Here is a 26,166-nt window from a genome sequence, read left to right on the forward strand (position 1 = left end):
GGCACGCTTGCCAGACGCTTACCGGCGTGCCGGCCGCTTGCGACCGGGCACTGCGACGGTGCGTGGAACGCCCCATCGCTGCGCGTCGGAGCGCCAAGAACGCCGAGCCTGATGTCTCATTCTCGACAAAACTTGTCCTTACAATTCAGTCGAGCCACATTAAACTGCGACAAATAGCTGGCCGCCCGCGACGCCCCGTCGAAATGCCGAAACGACGAACCCAGACAAAGCGCGGCGTAGTAGTACGACGATCGCGATCTATCGCCAGCCAGGAATTGCCCCTTTCTCTTCCTCTGTCCAAGCGTATGGAAACCAGCCTCGATAAACGCGCACTTGCCGGCGCGTCAGCCGTAACCGGCGCCACCGCCACTCCCAACTCGACGGGCTCGACCGCGCAGCCGGCCGCGACCGTGCAGCGCACGGTTTATTCCGTGCTCGGCGCGATCAGTTTTTCGCACCTGCTCAACGACATGATCCAGTCGTTGATTCTCGCCATCTACCCGATGCTGAAGGACAACTTCTCGCTGTCGTTCGGTCAGATCGGTCTGATCACGCTGACCTATCAGATCACCGCGTCGCTGCTGCAACCGCTCGTCGGCATCTATACCGACAAGCATCCGAAGCCGTACTCGCTGCCCGTCGGCATGGGCTTCACGCTGGCCGGCCTGCTGCTCATGTCGATGGCGCCCAATTTCGGCGTATTGCTGGTGGCGGCGGCGCTCGTCGGCTGCGGCTCGTCGGTGTTTCATCCTGAGTCGTCGCGGGTCGCGCGCATGGCGTCGGGCGGCCGTCACGGACTTGCGCAATCGCTCTTCCAGGTGGGCGGCAATGCGGGTTCGTCGCTCGGACCGCTGCTTGCCGCGCTGATCGTGATTCCGCACGGCCAGCGCAGCATCGCGTGGTTTTCGGTGGCGGCGCTCGTCGCGATCGTCGTGCTGACGCAGATCGGGCGCTGGTACAAGCAGCATCCGTCGGTCAAGAAGGCGCGCAGACAGACCGGTCATGCGACGCTGTCGCGCAACCAGGTGATGTTCGCAATGGGCGTGCTGATCCTGCTGGTCTTCTCGAAGTATTTCTACCTCGCGAGCATCAACAGCTATTTCACGTTCTATCTGATCGACCGCTTCCATTTGCCGGTGCAGGCCGCGCAGATTCATCTGTTCGTGTTCCTCGCCGCAGTCGCCGCGGGCACGGTGATCGGCGGTCCGATCGGCGACCGGATCGGCCGCAAATATGTAATCTGGGTGTCGATTCTCGGCGTCGCGCCGTTCACGCTGCTGCTGCCCTACGCAAATCTGTTCTGGACCGGCGTGCTGACGGTGATTATCGGTGTCGTGCTGGCCTCGGCGTTCTCCGCGATTCTCGTGTACGCGCAGGAGCTCATACCCGGCAAGGTCGGCATGGTCGCCGGGCTCTTCTTCGGCTTCGCGTTCGGCATGGGTGGTATCGGCGCGGCGGTGCTGGGTGAACTGGCCGATGCCACCAGCATTGGGTACGTGTACAAAGTTTGCTCGTTCCTGCCGTTGATCGGCGTGCTGACGGTGTTTCTGCCGGACGTGGAAGGCAAGCGCGCGAAGGCGTAAAGCCTGCTGTCGACGGATGAAAAAAGGCGCTGCGGCGCCTTTTTCTTTTGCGCGCGCCGCTCATGGTGAACCCCCGTTGTCCGGCGAGCCGCGCGTACTCTATGCTTGTGCCACACGCCTCGCTTCGGCGCCGCCCAACATGGCCGCAGCGCACGGCCTCTCCACCTGTTCGCCACCCAGCATCCGAAGGATCGCCGCAGATGACCCGCTACCGCGACTTCCACCGCCGTTCGATCGAGAACCCCGAGGCATTCTGGCGCGACGAGGCGCGGCGCATTCATTGGGAAACGCCGTTCGACACCGTGCTCGACCGCTCGAATCCGCCGTTCGCGCGGTGGTTCGTCGGCGGGCGCACGAACCTCTGTCATAACGCGGTAGACCGGCACCTTGTCGACCGCGCGCAGCAAAATGCACTGGTGTATGTGTCGACGGAAACCGGCATCGAGCGGCGCTACACGTACGCCGAGTTGTACGCCGAAATCAACCGGATGGCCGCAGTCATGCGCTCGCTTGGCGTGAAGCGCGGCGACGTCGTGCTGCTCTATCTGCCGATGATCCCCGAAGCGCTCTTCGCCATGCTCGCCTGCGCGCGGCTCGGCGCGATCCACTCGGTCGTGTTCGGCGGGTTCGCCGCGCCCAACCTGGCCGCGCGCATCGACGACGCCAAGCCGGTGCTGATCGTGACCGCCGACGCCGGCGCGCGCGGCGGCAAGGTGATCGACTACACGCCGCTCGTCGACGAAGCAATTGCGCGCGCAACGCACAAGACGGCGCGCGTGCTGCTGATCGACCGCCAGCTCGCGCCGGAGCGGCTCAACGCAACTTATCTGGTCGATTACGAACCGCTGCGCGAGCAGTTCTTCGACGCGCACGTGCCCTGCGAATGGCTGGAATCGAACGAGCCTTCGTATGTGCTGTACACGTCAGGTACGACCGGCAAGCCCAAAGGCGTGCAACGCGATGTGGGCGGCTACGCGGTGGCGCTGGCGGCGTCGATGGAATACATCTTCGAAGGAAAGGCTGGCGACACGATGTTCACCGCGTCGGATGTCGGCTGGGTGGTCGGCCACAGCTATATCGTCTACGCGCCGCTGATCGCGGGGCTGACCACGGTGATGTACGAAGGCACGCCGATCCGCCCGGACGGCGGCATCTGGTGGCGCCTCGTCGAACAGCACAAGATCAATCTAATGTTCACCGCGCCGACCGCGTTGCGCGTGCTGAAGAAACAGGACCCGGCGCTGCTTGAAAGCGCCGACCTGTCGAGCCTGCGCACGCTGTTCCTTGCCGGCGAGCCGCTCGACGAACCGACCGCTTCATGGATTGCCGGCGCGCTCGGCAAGCCGGTGATCGACAACTACTGGCAAACGGAAACCGGCTGGCCGATGCTAGCGATTCCGCGCGGCGTCGAAGCGCTGCCGACGAAGCTCGGCTCGCCGGGTGTACCGTCGGCCGGATTCAATTTGACCCTGCGCAATGAGCTGACGGGCGAGCCGTGCCCGCCCGGCGAAAAAGGCGTGCTGACGCTGAATTACCCGTTGCCGCCGGGCTGCATGTCGACGGTCTGGGGGGACGACAAGCGCTTTATCAGCACGTACTGGTCGAGCTTTCCGGACCAGCAGGTTTATTCGACCTTCGACTGGGGCATTCAGGACGAAGACGGTTACGTGACGATCCTCGGCCGCACCGACGACGTGATCAACGTCGCGGGGCACCGGCTCGGCACGCGCGAGATCGAGGAAGCGTTGTCGAGTCACGCGGCGGTCGCGGAAGTCGCGGTGGTCGGCGTCGCCGACCCGTTGAAGGGTCAGGCGGCGATGGCTTTCGTCGTGCTGCGCGACGCTCAGGCTCACGCGGATGTCGATGCGCGCACGAAGCTGGAGGCGGAACTCGCGGCGACGGTCGACCGCCAACTCGGCGCGATTGCACGGCCGTCGCGCGTGGTGATCGTTTCGATGCTGCCGAAGACGCGCTCAGGCAAGTTGTTGCGCCGGGCTATCGCCGCACTCGCAGAAGGGCGCGAGCCGGGCGAACTCCCGACTATCGAAGATCCGGCCGCGTTGCAGCAGGTGCGCGAGGGGCTGAGCGAGTCGGCGCGCAACGAGTAAGGCCGGGTTTCCGTCGGCCCGCTTCGCCTCAACCCGCGCTGCGCGCTAGCAGAAAGCGCGTGAGGATCGCGTTTGAATAAGCGCCCGCGATCTCGGTGAGAAACGACACAAACGACGCCGGCGCGTGATCGTCAGCGGTATCCGAGATAGTGCGCACGACCGCGCACGGCACGCCGTATTCGTGACAGACCTGCGCGATCGCGGCGCCTTCCATCTCGACGGCGAGCGCGTCCGGCAAGGCCTCGCGCAAAGCCTTGACGCCCGCCGCGCTCGCCACGAACTGATCGCCGCTGATAATCAGCCCGCGATGCACGCGCGGCCGCATCGTGCCGAAACGCGCCGCCGACGCAGCGCCTTCTTCCGCGACAAAACGCTCACACGCGGCGGCGAGTTGCGCGGCCAACGTGGCATCGGCGGTAAAGCGCGACATTTCTAGCAACGGCACTTCGAAACGCGGAAAGAGCGGCGACGCGTCCAGATCGTGTTGCAACAACGCATTGGCAACGACGATGTCGCCAACTCGCACCTCCGCGCCGACTCCGCCGGCGACGCCGGTGAATACGACAGCATCGACGTCGAATGCATGGATCAATGCGCTGACCGTTGCCGCCGCCGCGACCTTGCCGACGCGCGCGAGCGTCACGACGCACGGCGCGCCATGGACGGTGCCGACGTGATAGTCGCGCCGGCCGTGCGTGACGGTGCGCACGCCGGATTCCGCGCGCATCGCCTCGATCAGGTCGCCGAGTTCTTGGGGCAAGGCCGCGAGTATGCCGAGCGGTCTCTTCGACGACGACGCGGCCAGCGCTGCGTCACGGCCCTGACTTGCGGCGCTCATTCGACCGCCTGCAGTTTGGCGACCGCGAGCGCGAGCCACTTCTCGCCGTGGCGCTTGAACTTGACTTGCGCCTTCGCGTCGGCCCCGCCGCCTTCCAGCGCGGTGATCGTGCCTTCGCCGAACTTGGTGTGAAACACCTGCTGGCCGACGCGGAAGCCCGCCTCCGCCGCACGTTGCTCGTTAGCGAACGCCGGCAACGGCGCGGCTGCCGTGGACGCCCCGCCGCCGTACCCCTGCTGGCGGTCGGGCCGGGCGAACCAGTCTCGTCCATAACCGGCATTGTCCGAGCGGCCGCCCCAGCGCGCGCCCGCCTCGACTTTCGGCGTCAGCCACTTGAGCGTTTCCTGCGGCAATTCGTCGAAGAAACGCGAGCGAATGTTGTAGCGCGTCTGGCCGTGCAGCATCCGGCTTTGCGCGAAAGACAAGTACAGGCGCTCCTTCGCGCGCGTGATGGCGACATACATCAGACGGCGCTCTTCCTCCAGTCCGTCCGACTCCATTGCGCTGTTCTCGTGCGGAAAGAGCCCCTCTTCGAGACCCGTAATGAACACGGCCGTGAATTCGAGGCCCTTGGCCGCGTGCACCGTCATGAGTTGCACGGCTTCCTGGCCGGCTTGCGCCTGGTTGTCGCCCGCTTCGAGCGACGCGTGCGACAGAAAGCCGGCGAGCGGCGTCATCGTGTCCGGGTTTTGCGCGGGATCGGCGATGCCGGGCGCGTCGAGCACTACGGTGTTCGGGTCGTCGGTCGCGACTGCCAGTTCGGGCGCGGCGGTGGCGCCCGGACGCAGCGGAATGGAGCGCGCGGGCGTGTCCATGCCGTAGCCCTCTTCGCTGACGAACGCGGCGGCCGCGTTGACGAGTTCCTGCAAGTTCTCGAGCCGGTCCTGACCTTCGCGCTCGTTCTGATAGAAGTCCGCGAGGCCGCTTGCACGGACAACGTACTCGACGGTTTCCGGCAAGCTCATCTGCTGCGTTTCCGCGCGCATCTTGCCGATCAGGTTCGCGAAGCTCGCAAGACTGGAGCCCGCCTTGCCGGCGACATACGGGATCGCCGCGGCCATCGAGCAGTTATACAGTCGCGCCGCGTCCGCGAGTTGTTCGATCGAGCGTGCGCCGATGCCGCGCGTGGGGAAATTGACGACGCGCGCGAACGCTGTGTCGTCGTTCGGATTGTCGATCAGACGCAGGTACGCGAGCGCGTGCTTGACTTCCTGGCGCTCGAAAAAGCGCAGGCCGCCATACACGCGATACGCGATGCCCGCATTGACGAGCGTGTGCTCGATCGTGCGCGACTGCGCATTGCTGCGGTAGAGAATCGCGATTTCGCTGCGCGACGTGCCGGTGCTGATCAGCGCCTTGATTTCCTCGACAATCCAGCCGGCTTCCTGCGAATCCGTCGCGGATTCATAAACACGGACCGGTTCACCATGACCGGCGTCGGTGCGCAGATTCTTGCCGAGACGCCGCGAATTGTTCGCGATCAACTGATTGGCCGCGTCGAGAATATGACCGTGCGAGCGGTAGTTCTGCTCCAGCTTGATCAGATGCCGGACATTGAATTCGTGTTCGAAATCACGCATATTGCCGACGTTGGCGCCGCGAAACGCGTAGATCGACTGGTCGTCGTCGCCGACCGCGAAGATCGAATTGGTCTGACCCGCGAGCAGCTTCAGCCACGCGTATTGCAGCTTGTTCGTGTCCTGAAACTCGTCGACGAGAATGTGCTTGAAGCGCGCCTGATAATGCGCACGCAGCGGCGGATTGTGCGCGAGCAGTTCATAGCAGCGCAGCAGCAGTTCCGGGAAGTCGACGACGCCTTCGCGCTGACACTGCTGGTCATACGCTTCGTACAGTTCGACGAATTTGCGGTTGAAATTGTCGGTGGCGTCGACGTCTTTCGGGCGCAGTCCTTGTTCCTTCGCGTTGTTGATGAAGTACTGGAGGTTCTTTGCCGGGTATTTTTCGTCGTCGATGTTCAGGCCCTTCATCAGACGCTTGATCGCGGACAACTGGTCGGCGGTATCGAGAATCTGGAAGGTGGCGGGCAAGCCGGCATCGCGATGATGCGCGCGCAGCATGCGGTTGCACAGGCCGTGAAAGGTGCCGATCCACATACCGCGTGTGTCGATCGGCAAAAGCGCCGACAGGCGCGACATCATTTCGCGCGCTGCCTTGTTGGTGAAGGTCACGGCCAGAATGGTGGCGGGCGACGCAAGCCCGTGCTGGATGAGCCACGCAATGCGCGTGATGAGCACGCGGGTTTTGCCGCTGCCCGCGCCGGCGAGAATGAGCGCGGGCTCGTTGGGGAGCGTGACGGCGGCGTGTTGTTCGGGGTTGAGATTGGCTAGCAGATCGGGCATTTTTTCGGAGGGACGGCGGGGTGTTCGTCATTATATGCCCGCGAGGGGGAAGGGATTTTTTGCGCCCTCGGTGGGTTCGTGCTGCCGGCGGCGGCGGTTTCCTTTGCTTGCAGCAGCTCTTTCTTTTGGTCCCTTTTCGGCCTTCCACATCACAGCGTTCGCGTTTCCCCTTCTTCGTCTTCGACATCCAGTTCGGGCACCAGATGTCCGTCCTGGATACGGGCATCCCGCGAGTCGAGCCGAAGAGCGATGACACGCACCAGTCCGGCTGGCTAATTGGGGTACCCGACAGGAGGTCAGCGATGTTGAACTCAAAGAACGGTCGAGCGCTACGCGGGCATGTCGCCTGAGGCCCGGGCTTTCACTTTCTGCCGCAGCTGGCGCACGTAGTTTTCCGGCTCGAAGCGCATCCCGGCGATGGGCTTCCACTGAGGTGACTGGCCCAGCCAGCTCGACCAGCCGAGCTGCTGAGAGCCGCCCATGACCGAGGGTGTCGCGCTTTCCGGCTTGAGCAACAGCTCAAGCTCCCAGGAATACTCGCGGCCGACAAAGGTCCAAACGAACTCGATGAGCTTGAGCAAGTCGGCGCCCCGCGGTGTAAAGCGCTGATACTGTTCCGAATCGAGCGGCCCAAGCACGAGACAGAAACGGTGCCTGCGGTCAGGGACCACCTGCCCGAGGGTCGCGCCCATCGCCATGCAGGACGACATCCGCTCTCCACCCAGACGGCTCTCGCGACCCGGCCCAATGGCCATCCAGTGCAGTCCAAACTCCTTTATCTCCACCGGCACGCCAAAGTAGTGCGCCAGCGTGGCACGCAGGCCGTCAGGATTGCGCGACTGGCGTATCAGGTGTGGCGCGGCCGACAGGCGTGCATGGGAGGCCAGCGGAAAGCGCCGCTCGCGCCGCCCCCCATCCCCCAGCAGCGAGGCCACGTAAAGGGAAAAGTGATCGTCGTCGGCCCGGTCGAGGCTCGCCGCCGACTGCGACCACTTCCATGCGCGAAACATCAGCGAGAGAGAGCGGTGATGGAAGATGTCGAGGAAGTTGCAGAGTGTTGGATCGCGACGGCTTTCCTCACGCTCGCGTGCAATCTCCGTGACGTGGATAGGTAGCGGACCGTTGGGGCCGAGCATGCCGAGACCAAAGAGCCGGATGCGAAGCCTGCCGTCCTTGAGCGTGGCATCCGCAATTTCGCGTGGCGCGAAGACCAGGCTCGGCTTCTGGCCGAGCCTGAATGTCTCGGTGGTAGTCAGTGCAGCCGTGCCGACCGGATCGATGGCCGGGTTCGCATTGATCCGGCGCATGAGCGCAATAAACCCGTAACGCCACGGCTCGGCTTCCACGTGCGCGATCAGCGCTTGAGAAAGCGGCGGTACGGCCGAAGCCGTATCCGGTTGTTCAGACTTCATCAGGTCATCTCATGAGAGTGAAGCGCACGGCTAATGCAGCAGATGACTGGCAGGCGCCGGGCCGCCAGCCGGGCACCGCAGCCCGGAGGTGCTGGCGAACGGATTGACCAGGATATCCGGTCCGTCGCATAGCGGCATCGCGCGCATGTCCCCGATGCTCAAGCGCAGACCCTTCGTCCGCGCAAGCCGGACACCTGACATCAGCACTCCTCCAGGCATGGATGAGTCACCAGGTGGATCATTCGATGCTTGAAATCAAGCTGCACCCGCGCGTGGCGTGATTGTCTTGCAGCGCGGGGACGCCGAGGTACAGGATGCAATTTCGCTTCCCGCTGCGTCATTGCTCGCTAGGGATCAACGTTGCGCCGCATGTGGTCTTGTGCCCCTCTACTGCGATAGGCGAGCCGAAATCAAGGCTTCCATCGTAGCCCTCGGCAATCTCGAACATATGAGGTGCGCACTTCGGGCAGGTCACCTTGTCACCCTTACGCGCGATAGGAATTTCCGAAGGCCCCCAGGTCGAAGACGGGCTGCCCGAAACAACCTTACCGCCGTGGCTTGTCGTGTCGCCCACTACGATCTGCTTCTTGCCATTCATGTCCGCTCGTTCCATCGCCACGACCTCCCCCTCAGTTTACGGATGCACTGGACGACTGCAGCGCCTTAATGGGCGGGTCCTGGTAAGTCGTGTCGATGGCGTAGCCTTGTGCCCTCAGTGCCGCTTCCGTCTTGAGCCTCATGGCGTGGTACTTCTCCAGTTCTGCGGGCAATAGTGCCTTCCAGTTGTGGATTTTCTCTGCATTGCCCGGGAAATACCCTAGACCATAGAAGGCATATTCGCTCTTTACATCTACGGTTAGCAGGTACGTGCTCTTGCCAACGAAGCCACCCATATTGTTTTCCATAAAGGTAACTTTCAGATATGACCCAGCGCCATAGAAGATCCACTTGGGATATCTCCCCTTGGCCTTAATCCACTCATCCAGGCTAGGTATATAAGCTGAATCGAGAGAGTATTCCCAATCTACCGCATCTGACGCGGCATAAATCCAAGCCTGTTTTCCAGAGAGACGCGGATCAGATGAGTCGATATAGCGCTTCCATCCAAGGGAGCGAAGCTGAGCGAGCAACTTCATGACCCGATCACGCGCCGCTTCGTGCGTATCAGCCTGCTCGGGACTCACGCCAAAATTAATGCTCCACTCGTAGATTCCCTCCGGTACGTTTTCGGCCGCGAAGCCGATCATCGACAGGACGTTATCGATCACGAAACTGTGATTCCCATTCACGAACTGCACCGTGCCAAGGTCGCCTCTTTGCCAGTCACGCTGGTAAAACTTCGCGCCTGTGGGATGATTGTCGACGGATGAGCCGGGACCATTGAGGTCAGAGCTTTGTGGGTTGCCAAGCCGGATAAGCGTAGGTAATTGGGACATCTCGTGACCGTTAGAAAAGGATGGAGGGGGACTCCAGTGATGCGCAACCATCAGAACGGCAAACAAAAATGCCCCGATAGCAAGCACTGCAGCAAGGATTGTCCTCATGAGTTGTCCGGCATATCGCCCCAGTTGCGGATGTTTGAGAGGTAGTCGAGCATCGTTTGCCGGTAGTCGCCTTGCATCAGTCGGTGATACTTCGTTGCAGCATCGTTAATCCAGCCCATCCGCTTCTGGTAATCCTGCAGCACCAGCCGGTCGGGCGCGTCGGATCGGAATACCACGTTGTTTGTGGTGTCCTCGTCAGTAAGTACCAGTTGAAGACCCGGCACCAAGGCTCGAACAACGGGCGACAGCGCAATATCGGAACCGTCCGAGAGGCCATATTGCATTCTGTCTACCGAAGCATTGATTGCTGTATCGTCGGAAGTCGCCAGTGCCGCTCTCTGGCCGTTGAGCCACCACTGGAAAGACGGATCATCGTAGATCAGGCGCTGGAGGACTTCACCTTGTTCGTGCTGCGCGATGGCAAGGAGATGGTTGAACGCGATGTCTGCTCGCTTTCCTTCTGGCGCACTTTCCCATTTTGATACATTTCGAAACCCGTCCCGAACCAGCGGCGTACACTTGAGATAACCGAGCTTTGCCTTCTTGTTCCCTGTGTCGCCATCAATCTCGTACGGAACCTTGTCGATTGATTCCGCATGGCTCTTTTGCCGGGAGAAGTTGGTCGCAACCTGATCAACAAAATTCCTGCTGTCGCGGGACTGCGCACACATATCGAAGGTGTCGGCTCCAGCGGCATAGCCATAGAACCATGGCAGAACATCGTTGAAGAGCCAGAGATTGCCACGGCCCAGGCCTGCGCGTAAATCGGACCACCGTGCGCCATATTTCACCCGCCAGAGCGCGAGCGTGGCCGCAACCTGCTTGGACGCGAACGCGCCCAAGCCAAGCCAATAGAAGCGGCCGATCTTGCTCTTGTCACCCAGATGGAAGTCTTCAAGGAACACTCGCGCATAGGCTGCGGCGATGCGTCTTGCGCGTACCTCAGGATCACTGACAAACGCCGGCGCTCCCTTTTCAACCTGTGTGCCCGAAACATGCGGATCGCCCTCGCGGTAGTCGGGCATGTGCTGGTGGACCGGCGCATGCGTTACGAGGTGGCGCATCGCAAACTGCTGCGCGAGCGACCAGATAACATCACAACTACACTTCGCGTCGACGCACGTATTGGGCCGGGGATTCGTCGTGCCGGTCGCTTTCAGATTTTCTGCCAAAATTTTCTCGTTCCCTGATCCATGTCGTAATTACGCATTGACCTCGCCCCGAGCGACGGAAAATTCATCCCAGTGCAACTGGAACGCTGCGCCTTCCTGCTCTACGGTGTTCAGTGCCGGTGAGCGTCCCAGTTCGTCTGTCCTGAAGATATGACCGGCTGACTGGGCGATCATCTGGTAGTCCACACCGGGAAGCGGCTGGCCCGTCGGCGAGAGCACGCGAAAAAGCTGGTCGTTCGCCTGGACATCGGGCAGTCCATTCGCATTCACCCCCATCGGTTTCGGGGGCAGGTTTTTCGCCTGGGCGTTGACCTCATAGACACTGCCGCCGACGGTAATCTTGCCGCTCCTCAGGCTGATATAGCTGTCGCCACCGTGCAGCATCACCTCTTCGGTTGCCTTGATCGTGATGCGGTTGGCACTCTGGGTGATGTCGAGTTTCGCCAGCAGATTGAGGTTCTTCTTCAGCGAGGAAATATTAATGTCCTCGGCATAGGCGATGATGCGGATGCCGAGTTGATAGGCAAACAGCCTTATCGCCTTGCGTGCCGAAGCGAACAGGTTGCCGCCCGTGCTGACGCTCGTATGCTCGCCGCTCGTCAGGGCGGTATGTTTGCCGCTATGCAGATGGGTATTGGCGGTCGCGGTTGCTGCAACATCGGCAGCGGAGGCCAGAACGAGATGCGGCTTCGATGGCCCGCCGAGACCGTTGTCTCCCGTGTGACCAATTTCCGTTGCCTGCTGCTTCAGCGGCTGGCCAAGTTCGTGCCGGTCCTGCGACTGTTGCGCTCCCGCCTGAACTGCTGCGGCGGCCAGCACGTCGTGCTGCTCCGCTGCCTGGGCCAGGCGCTGGACTGTTTCCCCCCGATCCAGCGCGGGCCCGGTTGCACCTGAGCGCGACTCTGTCGTGATCAGCGTGCCCTTGTTCGCCCGCATCACCGCGTGTGCATCGGTGGCCACCTCGATGCCTTCCCCACGCGCCTCCGTGCGCCCCTTGTTGCCATCAATGCGTGTGTTGAAGCCCGCCACGAAGCGCGAGTTGGCATGGTCACTCGTCACCTGCACCTGAAGCCTGCCGGGCGTGTCGTCGGTCACAACGCTGTTCGAGGCAGACCCGGTTTTCCTGCCAATGTCCTGGCTGCGCCAGCCCGACAGCGCCTCGTTCGCGGGCAGGTCCCACGGCGTCTTGTTATCGTTCGTCGTATGGCTTGCCAGGATGAATGGGCGGTCCGGGTCCGAGTTGTAATAGCCCACATGGACGTGGTCGTCCACACGCGGAATCCAGATCGCACCACGGCGCGTGCCCTGCCACGGCTGCGCGAGCGGCACCCAGCACGTGGCCTGCCCGTCGCGCTGGCCCTTGCGGACCCAGGTGAACCACAGGCGCAGCCGCGCGAGCGGGTCCGTGGTCACAACCGAGTTGTCGTAGCCGCACACGATGGCGGTCTCCGCAAACGCGCGTGGCTTCTTCGCCTTCAGCGGCGTGCGGTACACCTCGTTGGCGTCCTGCGCCGTGAACTTCGTCTTGCACGTGTACTGGCGTTTCAGGCCGCCACCCTGGGTGACCGTATCGTTGTTCACGATCTCGATTGTCGTGCCGGTCACCACGTACTCGGCGTTCGCCGACTGGTACGGATAGCCTTCAAGGAAGAACGAGTAACCCGTCATCAGGCCGCGCAGGTTGCCTTCCCCCTTGATGCGCATCGATTTGCAGCGGTGCGCATCGACGCGCACCCGCGCCAGGAATCGAGCCTCATACTGCTCGTCGTTGCGCTGGCCATTGACACCCGTCGCCCCCTGCAGCGGCTGCGCATAGTCGGCCTGGATGTACTCCTCGGCGTTGTCGTGCGAGGCGTCCCGATGCATCTTGACCGTGTACGTGCGGTGCGACTCGCCCTGCATATAGTCGTAGTCGGTGACCGTCGTCTGGCCGGTGGTCAGCGCCCGCGAGAGCTTCCGGGTATGAACATGCTCCTCGTCAATGCGCTGGCCGCCCCGGTCGAGATACCGGATGGTTCGGTACGCGGGGCCATGCTTCTTCCAGCTCGCGTTGTCGAACAGCACCAGGGTGTCGCCTTGCTGGAAAAATGTCACCCCGAATTCTTGCCATAGTCTGTCCAGAAAATTCCAGTCAGATTCAAACCACTGTCGGGTGTAGTCCCTTTTCGGGTAATAGCTATTTCGACCACCGGGGCCGCTGAGACGGTAGCGCACCTCGATGGGATACTTCTTCAGGACCTCACGCGTGATCTCGACGACATCCTTGTCCATGAACGCGCGGTTTTCGCGGTTCAGGCTGGTGAGCCAGAGCGCGGGCCGCAGGCGAAAGCGATAGAACATGCGGCGCGGCGCTTCCGCTCCAAGGCAGCTTGCCTCGGTGATCACGCCCGTGATCTCGCGGATGTCGGCCCCGAAGTTCACGCCGCTGTCCAGTGTCAGGCCGTTCTGCCAGGTGCCGTTGCCTCCGATGGCGATGCGCACCGTCATGCGCTTGCCCACCAGCTTGTTGACATCAACCAGCTTGTGTAATTCGCTGATGTACAGGCCGTCCGCCTCGATGGTCGAGACATCGACCTCATAGTCGTAGAGACGGCCGAGTTTTTCCGTGCCCGCCAGGCGCATGGCCACGAACACCGGCTCGCCCCGGTAGGTCGGAAACGCCTCGCAGCTCACCTCAAGCGTGCGGGCCTGGGTATTCCATAACATAAATGCACCTCCTAGAAAACCTCGCGTGTACCGTCACGCGCGGGCCAGGTGAAAACCGCGCCACGCTGCTTCGTCCTGAACGTAGTGCGCGTGAAGGAATGTCTGGAAACGTGGCGGGCCACGTAGCGCTCCAGCACAAGGGCGAACGTGAAGGCCGACCAGCCTTCGAACGCCGCCTCGTCAAACTCCAGCGTGATACCGATGCCGCGCATGAACTGCATGTCACCCGCGATCCGGTGCCAGTCGTTCACCGGAACAGCCTGCGCAGCGATGAGGCCGTCGAGCTGGTGGCGCATTTGCGGTGCCCCTGCAGCGAGGTACGGCTCCAGCATCATGCGCAGCCCCTCGCCGGGCCACGGCTCGTCGTATTCGTCATCGAACACGCCGTATTCGAGGTTCAACTGCCGCAGAAACTTCCATGCCGCCTCGCCACGCGCCAGCGGTGGCCCGGGCATGGTGGGTGGCCGCACGAAGCCCACACTGGCGACTGATTTCGCACCGTGCACGATCAGGTCATCGCGGCCATTGCGCGGCAGTGTGCAAGGAAGGTCGCCATTGGTCAGCCATGCATCGAGTGACAGGTAGCGCACCCCCGAATCGTCCGGCTGATGGTCGTGCCGCAGCAGCGATAGCCACGTATGGGTGCGCACAAACGGCTGGTGGGTGGCGTAGCGGCGCACGTTGTCCGCCGGCAGTTCCAGCTCACGCCGCACGGTAAAGCGGCGCACATCGCGACGCTCGTCGCTTGGGAGTGCCACGTCCTGAGGCACAAAGGGAATTGCCTGCGATGTCGCGTCATCGTCCACCTGGCCGATGATGTGATTGACCGAGTGAAGCAGATGATCGTCGGGCGCGGTCACCTCGGGCACGAGCCGGTGCTCGCTGTCCTGGGGGGCCACCTTCAGCCGCTCGGACGCGGCCGGATACAGGTTGACGACAGGCACACAGTGCAGCGCAAACTGCGAGGCATCGACATGCTGCGCCAGTTCTCCCGGCTCGCGGGAGAGCAGCAGCACGAGCTCGGCTTCGGGTTCGTCGATGCGCGACAGCCCACCGGCCAGGCCCGCGAGTGTGAAGAACCAGAACCGTTGCGGAAAAGCCATGTACTCGTACAGCAGGTTATGGCCGTGCATGCCCTCATGGACGGGCGGCAGGAGACTCCGCTGCGGCTCCAGCCCCTCATACTCAACCGCATGCTCGATACGGCCATTGCGCATGCCGTCCTGGAACACGCTGTGCAGCTCGCCCGTCGCAAACTTCCCCGGCACGCCCGTAATGCTCGCCACAGTCGCCGTGTGGATCAGATCAAAGAGCTGCGAGGCAATCCGCTCCGCGCCACATAGATAAACAGGCAGGCGGTCCAGACCGGACAGCGCGCGGATGGGGCCGCCGTGGGTTGTCCGGATGCGCAGGCGCAGCGAGCCGCGCACCTGGGCACCTCCGGACACATGGCGGTAAAGGTTGGGAATATCGGGCGGAATACCGCCCGCAGTGACGGCGGCAATCGTCAGTGGCTGGACGGTCACATCGAAGGCGGTGCGCAATTCCACCGCCGACTGACCTTCCTGCGCACGCGAGAAAAGGGGCGTGCCACGCGGCAGCGTCTGTGCCTCGCCGCCCTGTCCGGCACCTTCGCCAGGGTAGAACTGCACGAGCGCCATCGACGGCAACGGCGTGACGTAGTTGGGATGCACGCTCTCGAGCAGGCGCAGCGTGAACGGATCCGGCGCACGGTCGATGCGCATCTGCGCGCGGGCGTTCACGAGCGCGGAGGCCTGGACCAGGCGCTCGACAGAGGGGTCGTCGATCCCGCCCGCCTGCATGCCCAGCCGCGCCGCGATCTTCAGGTGCCCTGCGGCGAATTCCTGCGCACGGCTGCCTGCATAGAGCAGTTCACCGGTGTAGTAGTCGAGCAGTTCGGGGTCTGCGAGCGGTTGATGCGGCTTCGTCATGGCATTCGTTTCGTCTGGCAGTCCGGTCCTCAATCCCGTCGATGCGGGGTCACATCCGCGTGACCAAACTCCAGCCCGGTGCGAGAGACCATTTTGTCTGCGGAATACAGCCGCGCGATGGTCCCACGATCCGGCCCCTAGGATCGTCAAGAACTGTCACGGTTTGCGCGCGCGCAATGAAATTTAGAAAATTGGATTCGTCTGATTGCGCCGCAGTTGATTGTTGCGGTGGGAATCGGCCTCTTCAATCTGCCCGCGGAGCAAGCGGTGATCGGCACGCCCATGAACGCCTTTGCGGCCGCCCATGCTTCCTCGACGGTTATCCCCGGCCGGCGTCCGATGCTTCTTTTCTACTGGCCTCCAGGTGCGCTCCAGCGGTACACGAACGACACGGAGCCGTTAGGCCGCAAGCGCGGCCCGAAGCCAGTCAGCGTGTTGTCGTACACGTTGCGCAGCGTCGGCACCTCACCTCGGGCCACCGTCGCCAGGCGCTCGCCTTCGAGCCTCCGGCAGCAGAGAAACACCAAAACCAGAGCCGCGCCCCGGCGCCCTTTATAATCGAACATTCTCCGCATTTACCAGCCGATCGACCCATGAGCGACACCCCGAGCGACACCTCCTCTACCCTTGCCAAAAGCTTCGAGCCGCACACCATCGAAGCCCACTGGGGCCCCGAATGGGAAAAGCGCGCCTACGCGACGCCCTCTTTCGACGGGAACAGGAAAGACTTCTCGATCCAGTTGCCGCCGCCGAACGTCACCGGCACCCTTCACATGGGCCACGCGTTCAACCAGACCATCATGGACGGCCTCGCCCGCTATCACCGCATGCTCGGTGACAACACGCTGTGGGTGCCGGGCACCGACCACGCGGGTATCGCCACGCAGATCGTCGTCGAACGGCAACTGGACGCGCAAGGCGTGTCGCGCCACGACCTCGGCCGCGAGAAATTCGTCGAACGCGTCTGGGAATGGAAGCAGGAATCCGGCTCGACCATCACGAACCAGGTGCGCCGCCTCGGCGCGTCGATCGACTGGTCGCGCGAATACTTCACGATGGACGACAAAATGTCGGCCGCCGTGCGCGACGTGTTCGTGCGCCTTTATGAACAGGGCCTGATTTATCGCGGCAAACGCCTCGTCAACTGGGACCCGGTGCTGCTCACCGCCGTTTCCGATCTCGAAGTAGTCAGCGAAGAAGAAAACGGCCACCTGTGGCACATTCAGTATCCGCTCACCGACGGCTCCGGCCATCTGACGGTCGCGACCACGCGGCCCGAAACCATGCTCGGCGACACCGCCGTGATGGTCCATCCGGAAGACGAGCGCTACGCGCATCTGATCGGCAAGACCGTCACGCTGCCGCTGTCGGGCCGCGAAGTGCCGATCATCGCCGACGACTACGTCGACCGCGAGTTCGGCACGGGCGTCGTCAAGGTCACGCCCGCGCACGACTTCAACGACTATCAGGTCGGCCTGCGCCACAAGCTGCCGCAAATCGAGATCCTCACGCTCGACGCGAAGATCAACGGCAACGCGCCGGAAAAATACCGTGGCCTCGACCGTTTCGAAGCCCGCAAGCAGGTCGTCGCCGACCTCGAAGCGCTCGGCGCGCTCGAATCGGTCAAGCCGCACAAGCTGATGGTGCCGCGCGGCGACCGCACCGGCGTCGTGATCGAGCCGATGCTGACCGACCAGTGGTTCGTCGCGATGAGCAAACCGGCGCCTGAAGGCACGTTCAATCCGGGCAAATCGATCGCCGAAACCGCGCTCGACGTGGTTCGCAACGGCGAAATCCGCTTCGTGCCGGAAAACTGGACCACCACCTACTACCAGTGGCTCGAGAACATCCAGGACTGGTGTATCTCGCGCCAGCTCTGGTGGGGTCATCAGATTCCTGCGTGGTACGGCGAAAATGGCGAGATTTTCGTCGCGAAGACCGAGGAAGGAGCGCACGCAAAAGCGGCAGAAGCCGGCTACACGGGCCCGCTCAAACGCGACGAAGACGTGCTCGACACGTGGTTTTCGTCCGCGCTCGTGCCGTTCTCGTCGCTCGGTTGGCCGAACGAAACGCAGGAACTGAAGCACTTCCTGCCATCCTCGGTGCTGGTTACGGGCTTCGACATCATCTTCTTCTGGGTCGCGCGCATGGTCATGATGACCACGCACTTCACGGGCAAGGTGCCGTTCGACACGGTCTACGTGCACGGTCTCGTGCGCGACGCCGAAGGTCAGAAAATGTCGAAGAGCAAGGGCAATACGCTCGATCCGATCGATATCGTCGACGGCATCGGCCTTGACGCCCTCGTCGCCAAACGGACCACCGGCCTCATGAACCCGAAGCAGGCCGCGTCGATCGAAAAGAAAACCCGCAAGGAATTTCCCGACGGCATTCCCGCGTTCGGCACCGACGCGCTGCGCTTCACGATGGCGTCGATGGCCACGCTGGGGCGCAACGTCAACTTCGATCTCGCACGCTGCGAGGGCTACCGCAATTTCTGCAACAAGCTGTGGAACGCCACCCGCTTCGTGCTGATGAACTGCGAAGGCCACGATTGCGGTTTCGGCAAGCCGGAACAGTGCGGCGAGTGCGGCCCGGACGGCCACCTGAACTTCTCGTCGGCGGATCGCTGGATCGTGTCCCGCCTGCAACGCGTGGAAACCGAGATCGCCAGGGGTTTCGCCGACTATCGCTTCGACAATGTGGCCAACGCCCTATACAAGTTCGTTTGGGACGAATACTGTGACTGGTATCTCGAACTCGCCAAGGTTCAGATCCAGACGGGTCAGCCGAACCAGCAGCGCGCCACACGGCGCACCCTGCTGCGCGTGCTCGAGACGGTGTTGCGCCTCGCGCACCCGGCGATTCCGTTCATCACCGAGGCGTTGTGGCAAAAAGTTGCGCCGTTGGCCGGACGTTATCCCGCGGGCAAGGCCGAGGGCGAAGCGTCCATCATGGTGCAGCCATACCCCGTTGCCGAGATGTCGAAGCTCGACGAAGACGCGGAGCAATGGGCGGCCGACCTGAAAGCAGTGATCGATGCGTGCCGGAATCTGCGCGGCGAAATGAATCTCTCGCCGGCGGTCAAGGTGCCGTTGCTTGCTACCGGCAACGCGGAGCGTCTGCGCACCTTCGCTCCGTACGCCCAGGCATTGGCCCGTTTGTCGGAAGTGCAGATCATTGCCGACGAAGCCGCGCTCGACGCGCAAGCAGATGGCGCGCCAATTGCTATTGTAGGCAGTGACAAGCTCGTGCTGAAGGTGGAAATCGACGTCGCGGTCGAGCGCGAGCGTTTGTCGAAAGAGATTGCGCGGTTGAGCACAGAAGTCGTCAAGTGCAACGCTAAACTGCAGAACGAAAGTTTTGTCGCCAAGGCGCCGCCCGCAGTCGTCGAGCAGGAGCAGAAAAGGCTGGCGGAATTCGAAGCGACTGTCGGCAAGCTGAAAGCGCAGCTCGCGCGCTTGCCGGCCTGATCGACGCTCCACGCCCGCCCGCGCGGCGGGCACGGACAGATAGCTAAACCAGAGGACTCAGGGTAATCACATGCTAAAAGTTACAAAGGCAGTATTTCCGGTAGCAGGTCTTGGCACCCGGTTCCTCCCTGCCACGAAGGCAAGCCCGAAGGAAATGCTGCCGATCGTCGACAAGCCGCTGATTCAGTACGCGGTGGAAGAAGCCATGGCGGCCGGCATCACCGAAATGATCTTCGTCACGGGCCGCAGCAAACGGGCGATTGAAGATCACTTCGATAAATCGTATGAAATCGAAGCCGAACTGGAAGCGCGCGGCAAGGACAAGCTCCTCGAACTCGTGCGCAGCATCAAGCCGAGCCATGTGGACTGCTTCTACGTGCGTCAGCCCGAAGCGCTCGGACTCGGCCACGCCGTGCTGTGCGCGGAGAAGCTGGTGGGCGACAACCCGTTTGCCGTGATTCTGGCTGACGACTTGCTGTACGGCACGCCGCCCGTCATGACGCAAATGATCGAGGTGTTCGACCACTATCACAGCTCGGTGATCGGCGTCGAAGAGATCCCGGCGCAGGAAACCAAGTCGTACGGTATCGTCGACGGCAAGGAATGGGAAGACTCGATCATCAAGATGTCCGGCATCGTCGAAAAGCCGGAACCGAGCGTCGCACCGTCGAATCTCGGCGTGGTGGGCCGCTACGTGCTCAAGCCGCGTATTTTCGATCACATCCGCTCGATCAAGCCGGGCGCCGGCGGCGAATTGCAGCTTACGGACGCAATCCAGTCGTTGCTCGCCGACGAACAGGTTCTCGCGTACAAGTACCACGGCACGCGTTTCGACTGCGGCAGCAAGCTTGGTTATCTGAAGGCAACGGTCGAGTTCGCGCTGCGCCACCCCGAAGTGGCCGCGGATTTCGAAGAATATCTGCGTACCCGTTCGCCGGTTCTGGAAGGCTAAAGCCTCCGCGAGATGCCTTGAATCGCGAGGCATCTCCCGAAAGTCAAAAAGGCGCTGTGCCCCGCTTTCGCGGGCACAGCGCCTTTTGTTTTGGAGCGTGCGTCTGAATGTGTGCGCTTCAGCGGCGCTTCATCAGAAACGTAAAGACTTTGTCGTGCGCCGAACTCTCGACGATCTCATTGCCGGTCTGCTTCGCGAACGCGGCGAAATCGCGCTGCGAACCGGGGTCGGTGGCGAGCACCTTGAGAATCTGACCGCTTTCCATATCGGCGAGCGCCTTCTTGGCACGCAAAATGGGCAGCGGGCACATCAGCCCGCGCGCATCGACTTCCTTATGAATCTGAATTTGCATCGACGATGACCTTCGGGACAAGGCGTCGTTCGCGACGCCGGACAGAGGGTCAAATTCTACCGCAGCCTTCGCCGCCTTGCCGGCGCAGGCACCGCGCACCTCGCCGCCCAACCAGCCATATCGACGCTACAGCGTCACAGCCTGCCCGCTTTGCAGCGACTGCCGCAACGCATTGCCGATGCGGGTCGCTTCCAGCGCGTCGGCGAGCGTTGCGCCCGCTTGCACGGTCGATCCCGCCCCGCCCTGCACCGACGCGACAAACGCGCGCGCCTCATGCAAAAACGCTTCTTCGAAGCGATCGAAGAAGCTCGGCGTGCACTCGTTACGAATGCCCGTCGCGTCGTATATCTCGACGCGATTAGCGCGCGGATTCTGGCCAATGGTCAGCCCGCCTGCCGTGCCGATCACCTCGCTGTGCGTGTCGTTGCCGTGTGCCTGGGTCCGCGACGCATAGAACATGGCGAGCTTGCCGTCCTCGAATTCGCAGATCGCGACGCCGTTATCCACATCGCCGAATTCACGCAGGCCTTCGTGCAGCGCGACGGCGCCCGCCGCGAACACGCGCTTCGCGCGCGGCTTTCCAAGCAGCCAGCGCGCGACGTCGATGTCGTGCACGGTGCAGTCGAGAAAAATGCCGCCCGAAGTTGCCGCGAAGCGCACGAAGAAGCCGTCGGTGTCGTTCTTGTCGGTGGTTTGCGAACGCACGAGAAACGGCCGCCCGATCGCGCCCGCCTCGATTTTGTCGAAGGCGTCCTTGTAGCTCGGATCGAAACGCCGCATGAAGCCAATCGTCGCCTGCAGATGCGGGTACTTCGCAGCCTCTTGCAACACGCGCTCGCACTCCGCCAGATCCAGCGACAAAGGCTTTTCGCAGAACACGTGCTTGCCGGCGCGCAAAGCGTCGACGATCTGCTGCGCGTGCAGCGACGACGGCGTGACGAGCCACACGGCGTCCACGTCTTTGTCGTCCAGCAGCCGCGCGTAGTCATCGTACAGGCGCGGCGCCGGCAAAGCGTCGCGCGCCCACGCCCGCTCTTCTTCGAGCGGGCTGCAAGCAGCAACCAGCTCTGCGCCCGGCACGCGATACGCAAGGTTCTCAGCGTGACGTTTGCCGAGCCGCCCGAGGCCGACCACGCCGAGACGCAGCCGACGCGTTGATGCCGCCGCACTCATTGCGCGGCCTCGCCGAGCTTCACCGCACGCCCCTCGCGCCAGGAGCGCGTGGCGGCCTCGGCGAGTTCCAGCGCTTTCAAACCGTCGGCCACCGTGGTGCGCACCGGCTTGCCTTGCGTGACCGCCTCGAAGAAATGCGCAATTTCGAGCGCATAAGCGGCCCGATAACGTTCGAGGAAAAACGCTTCGGGCACGTCGCTCGACACCTGCGTTTTGGAGTAAGCCGTGACTTCCGTGGGCCGCACGTTGCCCGCCTGCAGCATGCCCGCGCTGCCGAGCACTTCAAAGCGCTGGTCGTAGCCGTAGGCGGCGCGGCGCGCGGTGTTGATCTGGCACAGGCGTCCGCGCTTCGTGCGGATCGTCACCGCGGTCGAATCAATGTCGCCCGCCTCCGCGATTGCCGGGTCGCTCAGACAACTGCCGGTGGCGTGCAAGGTGTCCGCTTCGTCGCCGAGAATCCAGCGGAAAATGTCGAAGTCGTGAATCAGCATGTCCTTGAAGATGCCGCCCGAATGGCGGATGTAGTCCACCGGCGGCGCGCCTGGATCGCGGCTCGTCACCACCAGCATTTCCGGCGTGCCGATCTCGCCCGCATCGAGGCGCGCCTTCAACGCGGAGAACGTCGGATCGAAGCGGCGCTGAAAGCCGATCATGCACACCACGCCCGCGCGCTCAACGGCCTCAGCACAAGCGCGCGCACGCTCCAGCGTCAGGTCGACCGGCTTCTCGCAGAACACGTGTTTTTTCTGAGCGGCCGACTTCAGGATCAGATCGGCATGCGTGTCGGTGCTCGAACAGATCACCGTGGCGCCAACGGAGGCGTCGCCCATTGCACCGTCGATATCGGCCACTTTGGCGCCGTGCGCGGCAGCCAGCGCCGCGGCCGCTTCGCTATTCACATCGACCACATATTTCAGCCGCACGCCCGGTTGCCGCGCGAGATTGGCCGCGTGAATCTTGCCGATACGGCCCGCGCCGAACACTGCGACGTCGATCGGTTTTGCTGCGTCAGTCATCGTATCCTCCAGTGTCTTTCGATTCTTCTACGTTCAATTCGAGCTTGTACGCAAGCGCGATGAAAAGCGCCTGGCACAGGCAGATCGTGCTGGTCAGCGAGCGGAACGCGAACGCGCTGCCCTCTTTCACATACAGTTGAGTACTCGCGTAACGTGCGAGCGGAGATAGTTGGCTGTCCGTAATAACCAGCGTCTTCGCCTGATGATGATGCGCGACCCGCAGGCAATACTGCGTTTCTTTCGCATAAGGCGCGAAGCTGATCGCGATCACCACGTCGCCCTTTTTCACGCTGCGAATCTGCTCGCGGTACATGCCGCCGAAACCCGATACGAGGTGCACGCGCTTGGGCGTGTGCTGCAACGCATAGACGATGTAGCTCGCCACCGGAAACGAGCGCCGCACGCCGATCACATAGATGTTGTCCGCCTGTTGCAGCATCTTCACGGCGGCGTCGAACTGCTTGTCGTCGAGCCCCGCTTCGAGTTCTTCGAGACCGCCGCGCGAAGCCGCGATGAACTCGCGCGCGACCGCGCCGCCGGACAACGCACCGGGCTTCTCGTCAATGAGCTTGCGAATGCGTTGCTGATAACTCGGCGACGACGCACCCTGGCCGGTATACGCCTGACGAAACACCGCCTGCAAATCGGAGAAGCCGGAGAAACCGAAGCGCTGTGCAAATCGCACGACCGCCGACGGATGCACGCCGCAACTCGCGGCGATGTCGCTCGTACGATCCACCATCACGCTCGAACGATGTTGCTCGATATACGTCGCGACATTCTTCAACTGACGCGGCAGCGCCTCGTAGTTATCGGCGATGCGCTGCATCAATTCTTCGACGCTCGGCAATTCTTCGGTGCTCTCTTCCGCCATGGTTCTCTCTTCGGGGCTTTACTGCACTGCGGCAGGCGCTTTCGGACCGGCGCCGCAGAGGCTGCTGACGTTGCCGATTATAGGCAGCACACCGCATAAATGGAACGTATTTTCCATTTTTATCTACGGTGAAATTTCCATTGCAAGCCATTCGAAGATGACCTAATCTTGGTCGTGAGCGATGGTGCTTCGGCGATCGTGCGACACCTCCGGTGCCGCGTTGCGTACCGTGCGCCACACGCTCCTTCAATAACGACAGACCGAGAAAGGTGGAGACATGAGACTTTGCAAGGGCAAGGCTACGCTCAGGATTCTGGTGACGGCTTTGACGTTGGCGACGGGATTCGGAGCGGCCTCGGCCGCCCGCGCGGCTGACGCTCATTTCGTGCTGATCAGCCACGCGCCGGACTCCGATTCGTGGTGGAACACGATCAAAAACGCCATCAAGCAGGCCGACGAGGACTTCAACGTCGAGACCGACTATCGCAATCCGCCGAACGGTGACATCGCCGATATGGCGCGTCTCGTCGAACAGGCCGCAGCGCGCAACTACGACGGTGTGATCGTCACCATCGCCGATTACGACGTGCTGAAAAGCTCCATCAACAAAGTCACCGCCAAGAAGATCCCGCTCGTCACGATCAACTCGGGCACCGAGGAACAAAGCGCGCAACTCGGCGCGATCATGCATATCGGCCAGCCGGAATACGTCGCCGGCAAGGCGGCAGGCGAAAAGGCGAAAACAGCCGGCGTGAAGTCGTTCCTGTGCGTGAATCACCTCGCGACCAACACCGTTTCGTTCGACCGTTGCCGTGGCTTTGCCGAGGCGCTTGGCGTCGACTACAAGTCGTCCACGATCGATTCCGGCCAGGACCCGACCGAGATTCAATCGAAAGTCAGCGCCTATTTGCGCAACCATCCGAACACCGGCGCCATTCTCACGCTCGGACCGACGCCGGCTTCGGCCACGCTCAAAGCAGTGCAGCAAATGGGTCTGAACGGCAAGATCTACTTCTGCACGTTTGACTTTTCCGACGACATCGCGAAGGCAATCCAGAACGGCACGATCCAGTTCGCGATCGATCAGCAGCCGTATCTGCAGGGCTACATTCCGGTCGCCGTGCTGGCCATCGTGAAGAAAGAGCACACCACCGACCCCGCGAAGATTCGCCAGATTCTCGAAGCGAATCCCAAGTTCAAGGCACGACTTGCCACTTACGGTCTGGCGCCTTCGTATGGTCCGAAGAACATTCGCTCCGGACCTGGCTTCATCACGAAAGAAAACCTCGACAAGGTCATCAAATACGCAGGGCAGTACCGCTGATTCTTTTCTCTAGCTAGTCACGCGCGCGCGGCGGGCAACGCTCCCGCCGGGCAGCTTCGCTGCCAGCGCGCATTTCACCGGCTGTCGTTCCCGCAACGCATTCCCGCTTGCCCGGACACACAGCCGGCTCCAAGGAGACATCATGGGTGTAGCCGGCAAGCACTTTCCACCGCACGTCGACTCGAATAGCGCCGCTTCGCATAACGCTGCGTCGCGCCCCGAAACGGAGGGACGCGACGAGCGCGTGCGCAAGGAATCATGGTTCGGTCATTTGCTGAACCGCCCCGAGTTCGCCGCGATCTCCGGCGCGGTGCTGGTGTTTCTAGTCTTCGCGTTGACTGCCGGCGGCTCGGGCATGTTCAATCTCGACGGCGTGATGAACTGGTCACAGGTGTCCGCTTATCTCGGGATTCTTTCCGTCGGCGCGTGTCTGTTGATGATCGCCGGTGAGTTCGATCTGTCGATCGGCTCGATGATCGGCTTTGCCGGCATGATGGTCGCGATCCCCACCGTGTATTTTCACTGGCCGATATCGCTTGCGATTCTCTTTGCATTCGTCGGCTCGATGCTGCTGGGGGCGCTCAACGGCTATCTCGTGATGCGCACGCGCCTGCCGTCGTTCATCGTCACACTCGCGTTTCTTTTTATTCTGCGCGGCCTCACCCTTGCGCTGTCGATCATGTTCGCCGACCGCACCATCGTCTCCGGCGTAGGCGATCTTGCACAACAAGACTGGCTCGCCAACACGCTCTTTCACGGCGTTGCGCTCCAGGGTCTCTTCACGATGCTTGCGCATCACGGCATCGGCACCCTGCTCGACAACGGTCACGCGCTCGTGCCGGGCATTCCGAAAGTCATTCTGTGGTGGTTCGGTCTCGCCGCGATTTGCGCATTCGTCCTCGCGAAAACGCGAGCGGGCAACTGGATTCTCGCAGTGGGCGGCGACGCCAACGCGGCAAAAAACGTCGGCATTCCGGTGCGTCGCGTGAAAATCCTGCTCTTCGTGCTGACCGCGTTCTGCTCGTGCCTGTTCGCCGTGCTGCAAGTGTGCGACATCGGCTCGGCTGCGGCCGACCGCGGTTTGCAGAAGGAGTTCGAGGCGATCATCGCGGCCGTGATCGGCGGGACATTGTTGACGGGCGGCTATGGCTCGGTGATCGGCGCGTGTTTCGGCGCGCTGATTTTCGGCGTGGTGCAAATCGGCATCACCTATACGAATGTGAGTTCCGACTGGTTCCGCGTGTTCCTCGGCGTGATGCTGCTCATCGCCGTGCTGTTCAATCACTATGTGCGCCGTCGCGTCGCGCAATCGTAACGAGGAGACGCA

19 protein-coding genes are annotated in these 26,166 nt (G+C 62.3%); 6 read left to right on the forward strand and 13 right to left on the reverse strand.

The features are described 5' to 3' along the window. Nucleotides 1-305 precede the first annotated feature (305 nt). Nucleotides 306-1,583, forward strand: a complete 1,278-nt coding sequence (locus tag OH764_RS11705) for an MFS transporter (protein ID WP_498846908.1) — start codon at nucleotides 306-308, stop codon at nucleotides 1,581-1,583. 200 nt (nucleotides 1,584-1,783) lie between these two features. Continuing rightward, a complete protein-coding gene (locus OH764_RS11710; RefSeq protein ID WP_498846909.1) occupies nucleotides 1,784-3,691 on the forward strand; it encodes a propionate--CoA ligase in 1,908 nt (635 codons plus the stop codon). 28 nt (nucleotides 3,692-3,719) lie between these two features. Here OH764_RS11710 and OH764_RS11715 read toward each other — a convergent pair whose 3' ends face one another. From OH764_RS11715 to OH764_RS11755, 9 genes are all read right to left on the reverse strand, one after another. Beyond that, the gene (locus OH764_RS11715) at nucleotides 3,720-4,529 is read right to left on the reverse strand and encodes a 5'-methylthioadenosine/S-adenosylhomocysteine nucleosidase (RefSeq protein WP_498846910.1); all 810 of its coding nucleotides are present in this window, start codon (nucleotides 4,527-4,529) and stop codon (nucleotides 3,720-3,722) included. Further along, nucleotides 4,526-6,889 (reverse strand): UvrD-helicase domain-containing protein, encoded by a 2,364-nt coding sequence (locus OH764_RS11720; RefSeq protein WP_020069494.1) that lies wholly within the window; start codon nucleotides 6,887-6,889, stop codon nucleotides 4,526-4,528. The genes OH764_RS11715 and OH764_RS11720 overlap by 4 nt, the downstream gene beginning before the upstream one ends. Nucleotides 6,890-7,218: 329 nt before the next feature. Beyond that, nucleotides 7,219-8,301, reverse strand: a complete 1,083-nt coding sequence (gene tssG, locus OH764_RS11725; RefSeq protein WP_498846911.1) for a type VI secretion system baseplate subunit TssG — start codon at nucleotides 8,299-8,301, stop codon at nucleotides 7,219-7,221. Between the two features lie 337 nt (nucleotides 8,302-8,638). Then, nucleotides 8,639-8,899 (reverse strand): PAAR domain-containing protein, encoded by a 261-nt coding sequence (locus tag OH764_RS11730; RefSeq protein ID WP_498846912.1) that lies wholly within the window; start codon nucleotides 8,897-8,899, stop codon nucleotides 8,639-8,641. 31 nt (nucleotides 8,900-8,930) lie between these two features. Beyond that, complete coding sequence (locus OH764_RS11735) at nucleotides 8,931-9,845, reverse strand: hypothetical protein (protein ID WP_498846913.1); 915 nt, start codon at nucleotides 9,843-9,845, stop codon at nucleotides 8,931-8,933. Then, complete coding sequence (locus OH764_RS11740) at nucleotides 9,842-11,017, reverse strand: DUF2515 family protein (RefSeq protein ID WP_498846914.1); 1,176 nt, start codon at nucleotides 11,015-11,017, stop codon at nucleotides 9,842-9,844. The genes OH764_RS11735 and OH764_RS11740 overlap by 4 nt, the downstream gene beginning before the upstream one ends. A 30-nt stretch (nucleotides 11,018-11,047) precedes the next feature. Continuing rightward, complete coding sequence (locus OH764_RS11745) at nucleotides 11,048-13,723, reverse strand: type VI secretion system Vgr family protein (protein WP_498846915.1); 2,676 nt, start codon at nucleotides 13,721-13,723, stop codon at nucleotides 11,048-11,050. Between the two features lie 11 nt (nucleotides 13,724-13,734). Further along, nucleotides 13,735-15,675, reverse strand: coding sequence for a type VI secretion system baseplate subunit TssF (gene tssF / locus OH764_RS11750; protein WP_498846916.1), 1,941 nt, complete (start codon nucleotides 15,673-15,675; stop codon nucleotides 13,735-13,737). Nucleotides 15,676-16,025: 350 nt separating this feature from the next. Then, nucleotides 16,026-16,241, reverse strand: coding sequence for a hypothetical protein (locus OH764_RS11755; RefSeq protein ID WP_498846917.1), 216 nt, complete (start codon nucleotides 16,239-16,241; stop codon nucleotides 16,026-16,028). 27 nt (nucleotides 16,242-16,268) lie between these two features. On the opposite strand from OH764_RS11755, the gene OH764_RS11760 reads away from it, so the two are divergent. Further along, the gene (locus tag OH764_RS11760) at nucleotides 16,269-19,148 is read left to right on the forward strand and encodes a valine--tRNA ligase (RefSeq protein ID WP_498846918.1); all 2,880 of its coding nucleotides are present in this window, start codon (nucleotides 16,269-16,271) and stop codon (nucleotides 19,146-19,148) included. A gap of 70 nt (nucleotides 19,149-19,218) precedes the next feature. After that, entirely contained in the window at nucleotides 19,219-20,100 is an 882-nt protein-coding gene (gene galU / locus OH764_RS11765) for a UTP--glucose-1-phosphate uridylyltransferase (protein ID WP_498846919.1), read from the forward strand. Nucleotides 20,101-20,218: 118 nt separating this feature from the next. Here galU and OH764_RS11770 read toward each other — a convergent pair whose 3' ends face one another. The 4 genes from OH764_RS11770 to OH764_RS11785 form a co-directional block, all read right to left on the reverse strand. Further along, nucleotides 20,219-20,446, reverse strand: coding sequence for a sulfurtransferase TusA family protein (locus tag OH764_RS11770; RefSeq protein ID WP_027776570.1), 228 nt, complete (start codon nucleotides 20,444-20,446; stop codon nucleotides 20,219-20,221). A gap of 132 nt (nucleotides 20,447-20,578) precedes the next feature. Next, nucleotides 20,579-21,625: a Gfo/Idh/MocA family oxidoreductase gene (locus tag OH764_RS11775; protein WP_498846920.1), complete on the reverse strand. Its 1,047-nt coding sequence runs from the start codon at nucleotides 21,623-21,625 to the stop codon at nucleotides 20,579-20,581. After that, on the reverse strand, nucleotides 21,622-22,641 hold the full coding sequence (gene iolG, locus OH764_RS11780) for an inositol 2-dehydrogenase (RefSeq protein WP_498846921.1): 1,020 nt from the start codon (nucleotides 22,639-22,641) through the stop codon (nucleotides 21,622-21,624). The genes OH764_RS11775 and iolG overlap by 4 nt, the downstream gene beginning before the upstream one ends. Further along, nucleotides 22,634-23,515 carry a MurR/RpiR family transcriptional regulator gene (locus OH764_RS11785; RefSeq protein WP_020069488.1) on the reverse strand — a complete coding sequence of 294 codons (882 nt, stop codon included), beginning with the start codon at nucleotides 23,513-23,515 and terminating at the stop codon, nucleotides 22,634-22,636. Before OH764_RS11785 ends, iolG begins: the two co-directional genes overlap by 8 nt. Before the next feature lie 277 nt (nucleotides 23,516-23,792). Here OH764_RS11785 and OH764_RS11790 point away from each other — a divergent pair, with 277 nt between their 5' ends. Together OH764_RS11790 and OH764_RS11795 are read left to right on the forward strand one after the other, a co-directional pair. Further along, nucleotides 23,793-24,839, forward strand: a complete 1,047-nt coding sequence (locus OH764_RS11790; protein WP_498846922.1) for a sugar ABC transporter substrate-binding protein — start codon at nucleotides 23,793-23,795, stop codon at nucleotides 24,837-24,839. Nucleotides 24,840-24,981: 142 nt separating this feature from the next. After that, nucleotides 24,982-26,154 (forward strand): ABC transporter permease, encoded by a 1,173-nt coding sequence (locus OH764_RS11795; RefSeq protein ID WP_498846923.1) that lies wholly within the window; start codon nucleotides 24,982-24,984, stop codon nucleotides 26,152-26,154. The last annotated feature ends 12 nt before the right edge of the window (nucleotides 26,155-26,166 follow it).

It is taken from the genome of Burkholderia sp. M6-3, assembly GCF_050858985.1.
Classification (GTDB): domain Bacteria; phylum Pseudomonadota; class Gammaproteobacteria; order Burkholderiales; family Burkholderiaceae; genus Paraburkholderia; species Paraburkholderia caledonica.